The organism is Methylobacterium sp. WSM2598 (assembly GCF_000379105.1).
In the GTDB taxonomy this organism is placed as follows: Bacteria; Pseudomonadota; Alphaproteobacteria; order Rhizobiales; family Beijerinckiaceae; genus Methylobacterium.
This window is the reverse complement of sequence record NZ_KB900609.1, coordinates 6,027,799-6,042,583: the sequence shown is the minus strand read 5'-3', so window position 1 is coordinate 6,042,583 and position 14,785 is coordinate 6,027,799. Positions and strand designations below refer to the sequence as shown.

At 71.5% G+C, this 14,785-nt stretch carries 11 protein-coding genes; 5 read left to right on the top strand and 6 right to left on the bottom strand.

The genetic code is table 11. From position 1 onward, the window contains the following. The 3 genes from MET2598_RS37515 to MET2598_RS0128185 form a co-directional block, all read left to right on the top strand. Positions 1-1,553: TonB-dependent receptor (locus tag MET2598_RS37515; RefSeq protein WP_018263142.1), on the top strand; the 1,553-nt coding region annotated here is incomplete at its 5' end. Positions 1,554-1,634: 81 nt separating this feature from the next. After that, positions 1,635-3,065 (top strand): ATP-binding protein, encoded by a 1,431-nt coding sequence (locus tag MET2598_RS0128190; protein ID WP_012336399.1) that lies wholly within the window; start codon positions 1,635-1,637, stop codon positions 3,063-3,065. Continuing rightward, the gene (locus tag MET2598_RS0128185) at positions 3,062-3,700 is read left to right on the top strand and encodes a response regulator (RefSeq protein WP_012336400.1); all 639 of its coding nucleotides are present in this window, start codon (positions 3,062-3,064) and stop codon (positions 3,698-3,700) included. The genes MET2598_RS0128190 and MET2598_RS0128185 overlap by 4 nt, the downstream gene beginning before the upstream one ends. Before the next feature lie 62 nt (positions 3,701-3,762). Here the strand turns inward: MET2598_RS0128185 and pyk are convergent, their stop codons facing one another. The 3 genes from pyk to MET2598_RS0128170 all read right to left on the bottom strand — a co-directional run bounded on the left by pyk (position 3,763) and on the right by MET2598_RS0128170 (position 7,762). Further along, positions 3,763-5,175, bottom strand: coding sequence for a pyruvate kinase (gene pyk, locus MET2598_RS0128180; RefSeq protein WP_012336401.1), 1,413 nt, complete (start codon positions 5,173-5,175; stop codon positions 3,763-3,765). Positions 5,176-5,355: 180 nt separating this feature from the next. Further along, on the bottom strand, positions 5,356-6,432 hold the full coding sequence (locus tag MET2598_RS0128175; RefSeq protein WP_018263141.1) for a tartrate dehydrogenase: 1,077 nt from the start codon (positions 6,430-6,432) through the stop codon (positions 5,356-5,358). Between the two features lie 31 nt (positions 6,433-6,463). Beyond that, complete coding sequence (locus MET2598_RS0128170) at positions 6,464-7,762, bottom strand: MFS transporter (RefSeq protein WP_018263140.1); 1,299 nt, start codon at positions 7,760-7,762, stop codon at positions 6,464-6,466. A 179-nt stretch (positions 7,763-7,941) separates the two neighbouring features. On the opposite strand from MET2598_RS0128170, the gene MET2598_RS0128165 reads away from it, so the two are divergent. Together MET2598_RS0128165 and MET2598_RS39955 are read left to right on the top strand one after the other, a co-directional pair. Then, positions 7,942-8,646 carry a GntR family transcriptional regulator gene (locus MET2598_RS0128165; RefSeq protein WP_012336404.1) on the top strand — a complete coding sequence of 235 codons (705 nt, stop codon included), beginning with the start codon at positions 7,942-7,944 and terminating at the stop codon, positions 8,644-8,646. A gap of 782 nt (positions 8,647-9,428) precedes the next feature. Then, on the top strand, positions 9,429-10,493 hold the full coding sequence (locus tag MET2598_RS39955) for an acyltransferase family protein (protein ID WP_157182275.1): 1,065 nt from the start codon (positions 9,429-9,431) through the stop codon (positions 10,491-10,493). A gap of 202 nt (positions 10,494-10,695) precedes the next feature. On the opposite strand, the gene MET2598_RS0128155 is transcribed toward MET2598_RS39955, so the two are convergent. From MET2598_RS0128155 to MET2598_RS0128145, 3 genes are all read right to left on the bottom strand, one after another. Further along, positions 10,696-12,930, bottom strand: a complete 2,235-nt coding sequence (locus MET2598_RS0128155; protein WP_018263138.1) for a putative bifunctional diguanylate cyclase/phosphodiesterase — start codon at positions 12,928-12,930, stop codon at positions 10,696-10,698. A 329-nt stretch (positions 12,931-13,259) separates the two neighbouring features. Continuing rightward, on the bottom strand, positions 13,260-14,267 hold the full coding sequence (gene coaA / locus MET2598_RS0128150; protein WP_012336407.1) for a type I pantothenate kinase: 1,008 nt from the start codon (positions 14,265-14,267) through the stop codon (positions 13,260-13,262). Beyond that, positions 14,264-14,587 carry a phosphoribosyl-ATP diphosphatase gene (locus tag MET2598_RS0128145; RefSeq protein ID WP_012336408.1) on the bottom strand — a complete coding sequence of 108 codons (324 nt, stop codon included), beginning with the start codon at positions 14,585-14,587 and terminating at the stop codon, positions 14,264-14,266. Before MET2598_RS0128145 ends, coaA begins: the two co-directional genes overlap by 4 nt. Positions 14,588-14,785: the final 198 nt, after the last annotated feature.

Here is a 14,785-nt window from a genome sequence, read left to right as displayed (position 1 = left end):
TGACGCCGGGCTGGGACCTGGCGGGCAACGCCTACCTGCGCCGCTTCAGCCAGCGCTACGTGGACGGCAACGACGGCAACTTCGAGAATTGCAGCACCCGCTCCAATTTCCGCGGCTTCCTTTGCTACCAGGACGACGGGTTCACCGCCGCGCCCGGCCAGACCCAGGCCCAGTTCCGCAACCAGTTCCTGCTGCTCGGCGCGGGCAACGCGCCGATCCCGTTCCGGGCGGGCATTCCCTGCGCCACCCTCGACACGGTCAAGACCGAGGCGACCGGCTGGGGCGGCTCGCTCCAGGCCACCAACCGCGACCGCCTCCTCGATCACGGCAACACCTTCATCCTCGGCGGCAGCATCGACGTCGCCGATTACAGCTTCAAGTCCGCCAGCCTGCTCGGCCTCATCAACCCGGATCTGAGCGTCACCACCAACCCGCTCAACCTCACCTACGGGCTCGTCCCGGGCCTCGGCACCGGGCCCCTGCGCACCGCCGCCGCCCTCGGCATCGCTCCCAGCAGCGTGATCGGCTCCAACCTCTCCATGGGCCTCTACGCCCTCGACACTTTCGACCTCACCGAGCAACTCTCGCTCACCGCCGGCGCCCGCCTGAACTTCGCCCGCATCGCGACCCGGGACCTGACCGGCTTCTCGCCCGACGTCACCGGCACCCGCTACTACACCCGCGTCAACCCGGTCGCCGGCCTGACCTACAGGGTCGCGCCCTGGCTCAGCCTCTACGGCGGCTACTCCGAGTCCAACCGCGCCCCGACCCCGCTCGAACTCGCCTGCGCCAACCCGAACCGGCCCTGCCTGCTGCCCAACTCGCTGGTCGCCGACCCGCCGCTCAAGCAGGTCGAGGCCCAGACCTACGAGGCGGGCCTGCGCGGCGCGGTGCCGGACTTCTACGAGGGCGGGCTGCTGAGCTACAAGCTCGGTTTGTTCCGCACCGACCTGACCCACGACATCCTGCAGGTAGCGGTGCCGGGCAACGCGGCCCGGGGCTACTACGTGAACGTGCCGGCGACCCGGCGCCAGGGTGTGGAGGTGGCGGCGGAGTACGCGGCGGAGCGGGTGAGCCTCTATGCCAACTACGCGCTGATCGACGCGACCTTCCAGTTCCAAGGCGAGTTGTCGTCGCCCAACAACCCCCTGGCGAGCGGGGACGGGCTGATCCGGGTGCGTCCGGGCAACAAGGTTCCGCTGGTGCCCGAGCACCAGATCAAGGCGGGGTTCGAGGTCGCGGTGACGCCGGAGTGGCGGCTCGGGATGAACGTGGCGGCGTTCTCGTCGTCGTTTTTCCGGGGTGACGAGTCGAACCTGAACCGGAAGCTGGCACCCTACGCGCTGGTGAACCTGACGACGAGCTATCAAGTGTCGCGGGAGGTGCAGCTGTTCGGTCTGGTGACGAACCTGACCAACACGCGGGTGGCGAATTTCGGGACGTTCATCGAGCCGAGCGCGGCCTTCGCGAACCGCTACGCGCTGACCGACCCGCGCAGCACGACCCTGCTGCAGCCGCTCTCGGTCTACGGCGGCATGCGCGTGACCTGGTGAGGGCGGCGCGCGTGGCCTGAGGCGGCCCGGCCGGGTCGGAGCGCCCCTGGCCGCGCCCCGCGCCGTACCGTATCATCCGGCATGCTCTCCGAGGCGACCCTTCCGCCGCAGCCCCGGCGCCTGCGCGTCCCGGCCCTGTGGTCCGGTCGGCCGATGCGCGCCCGACTGATGGGGGTGGTCGTCGTCATCAACCTCGTCGCGGCGGCGGTCTCGGGTGCGGTGATCATCCTCAAGGCGCGCACGGCGACGCAGGTCGAGACTGCCGCCTCGATCGCGGTGGTCGAGCCGCTCGTCGCCGAGACCCTGCAGATGATGCCCGACCTGCCCGTGGCGGGCGTGTTCCGGGTCCTGGCCGCCCGGTTCGAGACCCTGCGCCACGTGCGGGTGCGCCTCCTCGACGCCGGCGGCGCGGTGGTCGGGGACGGCCCGCCGCCGACGCCCGAGGGCCGGCGCAGGGCGCCGCGCTGGTTCGCGCGCCTGATCGCGCCGCCGGTCCTGCGCCACGCGGTGCCGCTCGTGGTGCGGGGGCAGCCGGTCGGCACCGCCCTCGTCACCACCGAGCCCTCGGACGAGATCGACGAGGTCTGGGGCTACGCGGTGGCGCTCGGCCTCACCGGCGCGGCGCTCAGCCTCGCCATGCTGGCGACCCTGTTCGTCGCCTTCGGGCGGCTGCTGCGACCGCTGGAGCGGGTCGCCGAGGGGCTCACCCGCCTGGAGCAGCGCGATTACAGCCCCCGCCTCGACCGCCCCGACACGCCGGAACTCGCCGTGATCGCCGCCCGCTTCAACCGGCTCGCCGAGGCGCTCGAGGGCGCCCGGGCGGCGAACCGCCGGCTCAACCGCGAATTGCTCACCGCGCAGGACGACGAGCGCCGGCGCACCGCCCTCGAACTGCACGACGAGTTCGGACCCTGCCTGTTCGCCCTGGAGGCGAATTCCGCCTCGATCGCCCGGATCGCCGCGACCCTCGACGAGCCGGCCCGCGGCCGCCTGCAGCAGCGCACCGACGACATCGCCGGCATCGTCAAGCGGGTCCAGGTCATCAACCGGGCGCTGCTGAGCCGCCTGCGGCCGGCCGGGCTCGGGCAGGCGCCGCTGGAGGCCTGCCTCGACCTGTTGCTGCGCGACCTCGCGCGGCACAATCCCGGCATCCGCATCGAGGGCCGCTTTCCCGGCCTGCGCCGCAGCTACGGCGACCTCGTCGATCTCACGGTCTATCGCTGCGTCCAGGAGGGCGTCACCAACGCCCTGCGCCACGCGCGGGGCCGGCGCGTCACCGCCGCGGCCGACGAGGCGGACGGGATCCTGCGGGTCCGCGTGGCGGATGACGGGGTCGGCCTGCCCGCGGCGCCCGGGGCCGGGCGCGGCCTGCCGGGCATGCGCGAGCGCGTCGAGGCCCTGGGCGGCACGCTCGTTCTCGGCCCCGCCCCGGAGGGAGCCGGGACGCTCCTCCTCGCCGCGATCCCGGTCGAGCCGGAGACCTCGCCCGCGCCGGAGACGCTGCCCGCATGAGCGGCATCCTGGTCATCGACGACCACCCGATCGTGCTGCAGGGCTGCCGCCGGCTGCTGGAGGATGGCGGCGCGGAGGTGCGGGTCGCCGCCTGCCTCGCGCAGGGCTACCGCGCCGTCCTGCGCCACCGGCCCGCGGTGGCGCTGGTCGACCTCGCCTTCGCGGGCGCGCCGCTCGCCGGCCTCGCGCTCCTGCGGCGCGTGGCCGGGCGCCGCCTGCCCACCCGCTGCCTCGTCTTCAGCATGCACGCCGACCCGGCCGTGATCGCGCAGGCGCTGGAGAGCGGCGCCCTCGGCTACGTGCTCAAGGACGCGCCCGCCGCCGAGCTGCTCCGGGCCGTCGACCGGGTCCGGGCCGGGCGGCCCTACCTCGACCCCTCCCTGGCCGCCGAGGTGGCGTTGCTGCGCCGGGATCCCGCCCGCAGCCCTCTGCAGCAGCTCAGCCCGCGCGAGCGGCGCATCCTCGCCCTGCTCGCCGAGGGGCGCACCCGCGCGGCGATCGCCGCCGACCTGTCGGTGAGCTACAAGACGGTGACCAATGCCTGCGCGGCCCTGCGCCGGCGCTTCGACCTCGGGTCGCACACCGAACTCACGCACCTCGCGGTCCGGCACGCCCGCGACCTCGGCGAGGTCTGAACGCGACCGGCCCGGCGCGCGCCTTCGGCGCTTCCGACCGGGCCGCCCGATCGGAAGGCGCGTCAGAGTTGGATGACGCGGATGTTGTTGGTGTTGCCCGCCGTGTGGAAGGGAATGCCGGCCGTCGCGACGATGAGGTCGGCGCGCCGGGCGAAGTCTTCCTGCTCGGCGGCGCGCGCGGCCTTGGACGTCATCTCCTCGTAGGAATCCACGTCCTCCGTGTGGACGCTGTGCGCGCCCCACATCAGGCAGAGCCGCCGCGCCGTCGCGAGGTTCGGGGTCAGCGCCAGGATCGGCACGGCCGGCCGCTTGCGGGCGACGCGCGCCGCGGTCGTCCCGCTCGTCGTGTAGGTCACGATCACCCGGGCGTGGACCGCCTCGGCGAGCGTGGCCGTGGCGGTCGCGACCGCGTGGGGCGGCGTCTCCTCCTCGCCCGGATCCGAGGCGGCGACGATCGAGCGGTAGAGCTTGTGCCCTTCCACGCTCCGGATGATGCGGTCCATCATCCCGACCGCCTCGACCGGGTACCGGCCCGTGGCCGACTCGGCCGAGAGCATGACCGCATCCGCGCCGTCGTAGATGGCGGTCGCCACGTCCGAAGCCTCCGCCCGGGTCGGAGCGGGGGCGGCCACCATCGAGTCGAGCATCTGGGTCGCCACGACGACGGGCTTGACCGCGAGCCGGCAGGCCCGGATCAGCTCCTTCTGGCGCCCGGGCACGTCCTCGTGCGGGATCTCGACGCCCAGGTCGCCGCGGGCGACCATCACGGCGTCCGACAGCCGGATGATGTCCTCGATCCGCTCCAGCGCCTGCGGCTTCTCGATCTTCGCCATGATGCCGGCGCGGTCCCCGATCAGGGCGCGCGCCTCCACCACGTCCGAGGGCTTCTGCACGAAGGACAAAGCCACCCAATCGACGCCGAGGTCGAGCCCGAAGGCGAGGTCCGCCCGGTCCTTCTCGGTGAGCGGGGAGAGGTCGAGCAGGGTGCCCGGCAGGTTCACGCCCTTGCGGTTGGAGATCGCTCCGCCGGTGATCACCTCCGCGGTGAGCGTGTCGGACCCGAGGCCGACGACGCGCACCCGCACCCGGCCGTCGTCGATCAGCAGGTCCTGGCCCGGCGCGGCCGCGGCGAAGATCTCCGGGTGGCGCAGCGGGATGGCCTGCTTGTCGCCCTCGCCGCCCTCCAGCACGAAGCGCACGGTCTCACCCGCCGCGAGGTCGAGCCGGCCGTCCCTGACCGTGCCGATCCGGATCTTGGGTCCCTGCAGGTCCTGCAGGATGCCGATCGGGCGGCCGACCTCCCGCTCCAGGGCGCGGATCGCGGCGTGGACCTTGGCGTGGTCCTCCTGCAGGCCGTGGCTGAAGTTGAGGCGGAACGTGTCGACGCCCGCGAGGAACAGGGCCTTCAGCCGGTCCGGGGCGGAACTCGCGGGGCCGACGGTGGCGACGATCTTGGCACGGCGGTGACGGCGCATGGGCTCTCGGCCCTGTGCGGGCCGCCTCTGCTGGGGCTTGGGACGATCAGGACGGCGCGGACATCGCTCAGGTTGGTCGGGGTCGGGGCGTCGGGACCGTCCGGTCGCCGGCGCGCGCGGATCCGCGGCGGCCGCGAACGGCCGCCCCGGGAGATCCCCGGGCGCGGCCGCGAGCTCACCTCACTCGTTGTCGCCCTGGACGGCGGCGATCACGGCGTCGGTGACCTGGCGCGTGGTGGCCTTGCCGCCGAGGTCGGGCGTGTGCAGGTTCGGATCCGCGGTCACGCGCTCCACCGCCCGCATCAGGCGCGCCGCCGCGGCCGGCTCGCCCAGGTGCTCCAGCATCTGCACGGCGGTCCAGAAGGTCGCGATCGGGTTGGCGATGCCCTTGCCGGTGATGTCGAAGGCCGAGCCGTGGATCGGCTCGAACATCGACGGGAACTTGCGCTCCGGGTTGATGTTCGCGGTCGGCGCGATGCCGAGCGAGCCGGCGAGCGCGGCGGCGAGGTCCGACAGGATGTCGGCGTGCAGGTTCGTCGCCACGATCGTGTCGAGGGTGGCCGGCTTCATCACCATGCGCATGGTCATGGCGTCGACCAGCATCTTGTCCCAGGTCACGTCCGGGAAGTCCTTGGCCACCTCGGCGGCGATCTCGTCCCACATCACCATGGCGTGGCGCTGCGCGTTCGACTTCGTCACCACGGTGAGGAGCTTGCGCGGACGGCTCTGCGCCAGCCTGAAGGCGAAGCGGATGATGCGGTCGACGCCCGCGCGCGTCATCATCGAGACGTCGGTGGCGACCTCCTCCGGGTGGCCCTGGTGCACGCGCCCGCCGACGCCCGCGTACTCGCCCTCGGAATTCTCGCGCACGATCACCCAGTCGAGCTCCGGGCCGCTCACGTGGCGCAGCGGGCTGGTGATGCCCGGCAGGATGCGGGTCGGGCGCACGTTGGCGTACTGGTCGAAAGGCTGGCAGATCGCGAGCCGCAGGCCCCACAGGGTGATGTGGTCGGGCACGTCCGGCGCGCCCACCGCCCCGAAGAAGATCGCGTCGTGGTTCCTGATCTGCTCGCGGCCGTCCGCGGGCATCATCACGCCGTGCTTCTTGTAGTAGTCCGAACCCCAGTCGAAGTGATCGAACCTGAACTTGAAGCTGCCGGACTTCTCGGCCAGCGCCTCCAGCACCTCGATGCCGGCGGCGATGACCTCGACGCCGATGCCGTCGGCGGGGATGGCGGCGATGGTGTAGGTCTTCATGAAGGGTCTCCGTGAGAGCGAGGGGAGGGTTTCAGCGCGCGACGGCGCCCGCGGGCGCGGAGCGCCGCCCCGCGCGGGCGACGACGAGGGTGAGGATCGCGGAGAGGACGAGGAGCGCGGCCACGAAGATCAGGCCGCCGGTGAAGCTGCCCGTCCGGTCCTTGATCCAGCCGATCACCCAGGGACCCGCGAAGCCGCCGAGGTTGCCGATCGAGTTGATCGTGGCGATGCCCACCGCCGCGGCCGAGCCGGACAGGAACATCGTCGGCATCGCCCAGAGCGGCGGCTTGGCCGCGCTGATGCCGATATTGACCAGGCTGAGGGCGGCGACCACCGCCGCGACCGAGGAGGCGCCGCCGGCGAGCATCAGGCCCGCGGCCGCGACCAGGCAGGCGATGACCACGTGCCAGGTGCGCTCGCGCGTCCTGTCGGAATGGCGCGCCCACAGGATCATCGCCGCCACCGCGACCGTCGGCGGCACGGCGTTGAGCAGGCCGACCGTCATCGTGGACAGGCCGAAGCTCTTGATGATCTGCGGCGCCCAGATGCCGAGCGTGTAGAGGCCGGCCGAAGTGCCGAAATAGACGAGCGCCAGCGCCAGCACGCGCGGATCGGCGAGGCCGCTCACGAGGCCGTGCTTGGCGGTCGGCCCCTTGCGCGCGTGTTCCTCGTTCATCTCGGCCACCAGCCACGCCCGCTGCTCCTCGGCGAGCCACGTCGCCTTCTCGGGCCGGTCCGTCAGGTAGAACAGCACCGCGATGCCGAGCAGCACGGCCGGGATCGCCTCCAGGATGAACATCCACTGCCAGCCGTGGAGGCCCATGATCCCCTCCATCTCGAGCAGCGCGCTGGAGATCGGCGAGCCCAGGACCACCGAGAGCGGGGCCGCGGCCATGAACAGCGAGACGACCCCCGCCCGGTAGCGCGCCGGGAACCAGTAGCTCAGGTAGAGGATGATGCCGGGAAAGAACCCCGCCTCCGCCACCCCGAGCAGGAACCGCAGGACGTAGAAGCTCCACTCGCCCTTGATGAAGGCGAAAGCCGCGGAGGTGATGCCCCAGGTGATCATCACGCGGGCGATCCACAGCCGCGCGCCGACCCGCTCGAGGATGATGTTCGAGGGCACCTCGAACAGGAAATATCCGAGGAAGAACACGCCGGCCCCGAAGCCGAAAACGGCCGACGAGAAGCCAAGGTCCTTGTTCATCGTCAGCGCGGCGAAACCGATGTTCACGCGGTCGATGAAGGCGATGAAGTAGAGAAGGCAAATGAATGGGACCAGGCGCCACGCGACCTTGCGCATGGTGGCCTGCTCGAGCGAGGCGTCCATCGTTTCCTCCGTGAGGGCGCCTGCACCGCGCGCCAGCTTTCGTGCCAGCTTCCATGCAAGCTCGCATGGCGTATGGCAGCGCGGGGAAGGAGCGTCAACCCTTCCGTTGCAACTTGCATGGAAGCTGGGAAACTTGCGCGGAAGCTGGTAAGTCGGCGGGGCGTGACGGGAGGGCGGGGATGGCGCGGTCGAGGGCGGCACGGGACGCGGAGGGCGAGAAGCGTCCCTCGCTCGTCGATGATGCTTACGCGGCCATGAAGCGGGCGATCCGGAATTCCGAATTCGCCCCCGGCTACCAAGCCTCCGAGCAGGAGATCGCGCTGCGGCTCGGCATGAGCCGGACCCCGGTGCACGAGGCCGCGATCCGCCTCCAGGAGGACGGGCTGGTGCGGGTGCTGCCGCGCCGCGGCATCCTGATCTGCGCCGTCGCGCCGGAGGACATGCGCGAGATCTACGACGTGATCATCGCCCTCGAAGGCCAGGCGGCCGAGCTGGTGGCCCGCCTGCCGGAGGCCGAGCGGATGCGCGCCGCGGGCGAACTCGCGGCCCACACGGACGCGATGGCGGCGGCGCAAGCCTGCGGCGATCTCCCGGCCTGGGGCGCCGCGGACGAGGGCTTCCACCGGACGCTCGTCGAGCGGGCCGGCAACGGGCGCCTGATCCGGATCATGCAGACCGTCAACGACCAGTCCCATCGCGCGCGGATGCTGACGCTCCGGCTCCGGCAGGAGCTCGACGCCTCCGTGGCCGAGCACCGCTCCATCATCGCGGCCATTCGCGCGGCGGACGCGGCCGGCGCGCACCGGCACGCCCGCGCGCACCGCATCCGCGCGCGCGACAACCTGCTTCCGCTGCTGGAGGATTTCGGGTTGCGGCACCTCTAGGGCGGCACCCGATCACGTTGCAATCGGGTGCCGCTCTCGATCTTTGATCCTGCCGCATTGTCCGCGACGAACCGGCATCCCCTTCGTCGGAAAATGCTCTAGCGCATGTCCCGCCGAAGGGGATGCCGGTTCAGCGTAGAAGCTGGGCTGAGATCAGAGACCTGGAGCAGGCGTCGGGCTCCGATCTGAGCGAAGTCCGCTCTCGCGGCGCTGCACTTGGTTGCTCTCGTCCGCCCGATGCTCGACCAAGTGGCTCACCGTTCCGGTCCAGGCGACGAGACCAGCGGCGCGATGGGCGCAGGCCGATCGGTCGTAGCGCGTCGCGGCGCGCCGCCAGGTCCCGAGGCGGCCGGTCGCCTTGACCCTGTGACGGGCTGCTGAGGGTGGGAAGCGCATGCCCAGGGTCACTGCGGCCGACACCCGGTCCGGGTTCAGCGCGATCTCTGGCGATCGCCGCGATCCCGATGTCAGCCGCCGTGGTGACCGTGGAGGCGAGTGACCGTTGCTCACGCGGGTCGGCCATCTCGGGACCTCCGACGCCATCGGGAAGCGAGGCAGCTCGCTTCGTGCACCCTTCGCGCCGTGACGCGGGATCTTCGAAGGGCAGTGCGGGGCAGTGGACGACGGCGTGCCCGCGTCTCGTGGAAGCCGCCGGCACCCGTCGCGCCCTCAAGCCAAGTGCCGGCCCACTTCCCGCTTGACGGATCTGTGCAGCGGCATCAAGTCGGTCTTTGCTGACAAACTCGGCCTTTAGAAAAAAATCAACTGCGTGGGGGGTGTTCATGCCGAAAGAAATTATTGGCATTCAGTACCTTAGAGGAATGTCCGCTTTATCGGTCGTATTTTTTCATATCGAACTTCAATTAGCTCATATCTACGAGGGATATAAAGCGCTGGAGAGCTTGCAGGCCGGCGTTGACGTCTTCTTCGTGATCAGCGGATTTGTGATGTATCACTCAACAAATGGCGGCTCGGCGCTGACCGGGCGCGAGTTCTTCGTTCGTAGAATAATTAGAATTGTTCCGCTGTACTGGCTTGCAACTTTGTCGATGGTATCGATAATCGTATTTGTCCCGCATCTTGGACAATCAGTGAAATCGTCGTTTGTGAATCTTGATCATCTTCTCGCATCTCTGTTTTTCTTTCCGATGACAAGCCCTGTCGCGCCGAATTTATTCCTTCCTCTCTTGCCAACGGGTTGGACACTCAACTACGAAATGTTTTTCTACTCCTTATTCGCGGTCGCGATTGCTTGCGGTGCTCGGCGGCAGGGCCGCGTGGTGACGATCGTTGTCGCGGCACTTGGGGCACTGGCGCTGGTGGGTATCCTGAACGATGCGCCGGGGCCGCTGGGGTTCTATACGGACCCGATCGTCCTCGAGTTCTGCTTCGGAATGATCGCCGCGTCGGTCTGGCGGCGCTGGACGATTCGGAGCCAGCCCGTCGCGTGCGCGGTGTTCGTTCTGGCGTGCGCGCTCATCATCTCCCTGCCCATCGTGGATCCGGCCTACCGCGTCCTGCGCTTTGGCCTCGTCGCCGCAGCCCTGGTATTCGCTGCCGCATGCATCTCTTGGAGGTCGTTCAATTTTCTCAAACTCATGGGCGACGTGTCCTATACAATGTATCTCTCCCACATGTTCGTTCTTGCAGCAGTCGTGCAGGTGTGGCGGAGGTTAGGTCCTCAGGTCGGATCCGGGCACATCCCGATCCTGTACACCGTCGCCGTGCTCACGGTGATTTGCGGCAGCATTGTCATCTGGCGTCTCATCGAGAAGCCTATCGACGCGGCGCTCAAATCCGCACTGCAGCGAAACTGGGCGTCGACGCCCGACGCCGCGATGAGCTGATGTCCGCTCCAGGGGAGAGCCTGGCCGAAGCGGATCCCGGATCCCAAGCCTGCGCGGTGCCTGAGCGCGGCGCCTGAGCGACGCCGACATCCGCATGGCCGAAATGGGAGAGGGCGAAGCCATCAACCGGATGTCGTATGACAAGCCGGCCCCTCGCCGCGCGACGGGCCGCCGGCGACGAGGCGCCGGGACCTCCGGCGGCTCACGCGACCCGGTGGCTGCGCGTGTCCGGGGCGAGCCACGCCTCCGCGGCCTCGGGCGCCAGCGGCGCGGCGAAGCGCGGCCCCTGCCCGACCGGGCAGCCGAGGGCGAGCAGGCCCTCGTGCTGGGCCTCGGTCTCGATGCCGTCCGCGATGACCTCGATCGCGAGGCCGGCGCAGAAGCGCAGGATCGCGTCGAGCACGGCCCGGTCGAGGGGCGAGGCCAGGAAGCGGCCCACCAGCGCGCGGTCGAGCTTCACCGCGTCGACCGGGTCGCTGCGCAGGCGGCCGAGCACGCCCGCGATGCTCGCCGAGGCGTCGAGGACGATGCGGACGCGCCGCGCGCGCAGCTGCGCCAGGGCGGCCCGCATCGGCCCGGGATCGGGCTGGACGAACAGGGCCTCGGTCACCTCGACCTCGATCATCTCCGGGGTGAGGCCGTGGCGCTGGATGCGCGCCGCGAGATCCTCCGCGAAGCCCGGCTCGCGCAGCTGCGGCGCGCAGGCCCGCAGCGCCAAGCGCCGGCCGGCGAGGCGCGCCGCCGTCCAGTGCCCGGCTTGCCGGAGGCTGCGCTCCGTGATCCAGGCGGCGATCCGGGCCGTCACGGCGGGCTCCGAGGCCGCGGCCGCGAGGGGATCCTGCCCGCTCGGTCCCGCGAGCCTGGGGACGGCCTCGAAGCCGACGAGGCCGCCATCCGCGAGGCGCAGCCGCGGCTGGAAGCGGATCTCGATCCGCTCCGCGCCGAGGGCGGCGGCGGCCTCCGCGGCGGCGGCGGCCTGCTTCTCGCCCGAGCTGCGCAGGTCGGGGGTGAAGCACCGGAAGGTGTTCTTGCCCGCGGCCTTGGCGGCGTAGAGGGCGAGGTCGGCGCGGATGAACAGGTCGGCGCTGCCGCAGCCATCCGCGAGCGCGATCCCGACCGAGGCGCCGAGCTGGAACACCTGCCCGCCCGGCGCCATCGGCGCGGCGAGCGCCCGCAGCACCCGCGCGGCGACCCGCTCGGCCGCCGCCGGCCCGCCCGAGGGGCCGATCAGGATGGCGAACTCGTCGCCGCCGATCCGCGCCACGAGGTCGGCCTCGCGGCAGAGGGCGCGCAGCCGCGCCGCGACCTCGACCAGGCAGGCATCCCCGGCCGCGTGGCCGAACGTGTCGTTGACCGGCTTGAACCCGTCGAGATCGACGAGCAGCAGGGCGCCGGGCCCCCGCTCCCGCGCCTGCGGCCCGTCCAGGGCCGAGAGCCGCGCCTGGAACACGCTGCGATTGGCGAGCCCAGTCAGCACGTCGGTCTCGGCGAGGAAGCGCGTCCGCTCCCAGAGCGTGTGCTCGGCCGTGATGTCCTGCTTGGTCCCGAAGAGGCGCAGCGGCCGGACGCCGTCGCACTCGACATTGCCGGTGAGGCGCATCCAGCGCCGGTTGCCGCAGGCGGTCACGATCTCGGCGTCGAGCACGAAGGTGCCGCGCTCGCGGATCGCCCGCGCCCGCGCGGCTTCCATGGCGGCGAAGGAGTCCGGGGCGTAGAGCCGGGCGATCTCCTCCCGGAGGATCGGGCTGCCGCGCGGCAACTCGAACAGGTCGTAGACCGTGTCGGTCCAGGACAAAGCCCCGGTGGCGAGGTCGCAGGACCAGACGCCGATCTTGGCGGAGTGACAGGCGCGGTCGAACAGGCTCTGCCGCTCCGCCATCTCGGCGCCGAGCCGGCGCAGCGCCGCCGCGGCGGCATCGCGCTCGCGCGCGGCGCGGCGGGCCTCGGCGTGCCGCGCGAGCACCCCTTCGGCGAGGGCCGCCAGGGCCCGGAGCTGGTCGCCCTCGGCCGGGCTCAGCCGGCGCGGCCGGCGCCCGAGCAGGGCCAGCACGGCCGGGCCCTCCGGCCCGGCGACCGGGCTGCCGGCATAGAAGCGCCAGCCCGCCGCCCGGCGGGCCTCCTCCGCGGGCGCCGCCGCGCGCAGGTCCGGCACGACGAGGAGGTCGCCTGCCCGCGCGACCCACCCGGCGAGCGCCTCCGCGAGCGCGCCCGCCTCGCCCGGCTCGCATCCCGCCGCGGGATCGCATCCCGCCGCGGGATCGCGTCCCGCCGCGACCACGGGCGGCGCCGCGGGCCGGGTCAGGATCGCGACCGGGACGCGCAGGCTGGTGCGCGCGAGCGTCGCCAGCCGTCCGAGATCGGCGACGAGGCGGTCCTCGCCCGTGTCACCACCGGCCACCCGCGGGTCGTCCTCGTCGCGGATGGGGGGCTGCTGCATGGGTCGGGCGCGGCTCCGGCGATGACGTCACCCGCTCACCTACGCGCCATTCGGTTAACGAGCGGTTACGGGCCGCTCATGCCCCAGTGGAGCGGCGGGCCGATACCGCACTTCAGCGCGAGGGACTAGGCCAGGACGCTAGGTTATGGGTCGGCCGGTGCTTGCAAGCGATGATCGAAACGGCGTGAGCGCTGCAACCGGGTGCCAGGCCGGCGAACGGATCGCGGCGCGGCCTGCCGCCTCGAGCGGACCTGCGTCGCGCGATGCTGCCCGGATCCCTGCTCCCGCGTGGTTCCTGCCGCCGAGCGGGTCCCTTCGGCGAAGGATGCTCAGAGCCGCCGCAGGGCCACGCTCTCGATGCGGTGGCTCGCGCCCTTGGCGAGGATCAGGCTCGCCCGCTGGCGGGTCGGCACGATGTTGTCGCGCAGGTTCGGCAGATTGATGCGCGACCACAGCCCGTCCGCGATGGCGATCGCCTCCTCCTCGCTCACCTCGGCGTATTTGCGGAAGTAGGAGAGCGGGTCGCGGAAGGCGGTGTGGCGCAGGCGCAGGAAGCGGTTGACGTACCAGCGGTGCAGGTCGTCCTCGTGCGCGTCCAGGTAGACCGAGAAGTCGAAATAATCCGACACGAAGGGGATCGCGGTGCCGTCGCGCGGCAGCCGCGCCGGCTGCAGCACGTTGAGCCCCTCGACGATCAGGATGTCCGGCCGGTCCACCACCGTGCTCTCGCCCGGCACCACGTCGTAGACGAGGTGGGAGTAGAGCGGCGCCGCCACGTGGCGCTTGCCGGCCTTGATGTCGGCGAGGAAGCGCAGCAGCGTCGGCGTGTCGTAGCTCTCCGGGAACCCCTTGCGCTCCATCAGGCCGAGCCGGGCGAGTTCCGCGTTCGGGAGCAGGAACCCGTCCGTGGTGACGAGGTCGACCTTCGGGGTGTTCGGCCAGCGCGCCAGCAGCGCCTTCAGCACCCGGGCCGTGGTCGACTTGCCGACCGCCACCGAGCCGGCGACGCCGATGATGTAGGGCACCTTCACCTCGCGCTCGGCGAGGAGGAAGCGCTGCGTCGCCTTGAACAGCCCCTGCGTCGCCGCGACGTAGAGGGAGAGCAGCCGCGAGAGCGGCAGGTAGATGGCGATCACCTCCTCGAGGGAGATGGGATCGTTGAGGGATTGCAGCCGCAGCACCTCCTCGGCCGTGAGGGTCAGCGGCGTGTCGGCGCGCAGCCGCGCCCACTCGTCCCGCGAGAAGACCCGGTAGGGCGAGAGGTGGTCGGTGGCCTCGTCGAGGCGCGCGGCGAGCTGCGCCTGCGGGGCGCTCGGGGCCGCCGCCCGCTCGTTCACGGCCGCCCCCGCGACGCCTTCTCGGCGAGCCCGCCCTGGGCCGTGCGCCGCTCCAGCTCCGCCATCACGTCCTCCAGCGCGACGCCGCTCCCGACGAGCACCACCAGCAGATGATAGAGCACGTCGGCGGCTTCCGACACGAGTCCGGCGCGGTCCCCCTGCACGGCCGCGATCGCGGCCTCGACTGCCTCCTCGCCGAGCTTCTTGGCCGGTTTCGCCGGCCCGGCCGCGACGAGCTTGGCCGTGTAGGACTGGTCCGGAGAGGCCGCGGCGCGGCTGCGGACGATCCTGTCGAGGTCGGCGAGGCTGAAGGCGGTCATCGGGTCCGTCGCGTCGGGGCCCGGCCGGAACCGGCCAGGCGATTGAGCCTTGTGTCCTGGCTGATCGCTGGTCAAGCGCGGCCGCTCGAAATCCCCTTCACCGCGCTCCCGCCCCGGCCTCGTGCGCCGCGATCCTCGCCGGCCCGGCGCCGGGGACGATGCCGGACCGAGACCCTCGGCGGCATGGCCCCGCGCATC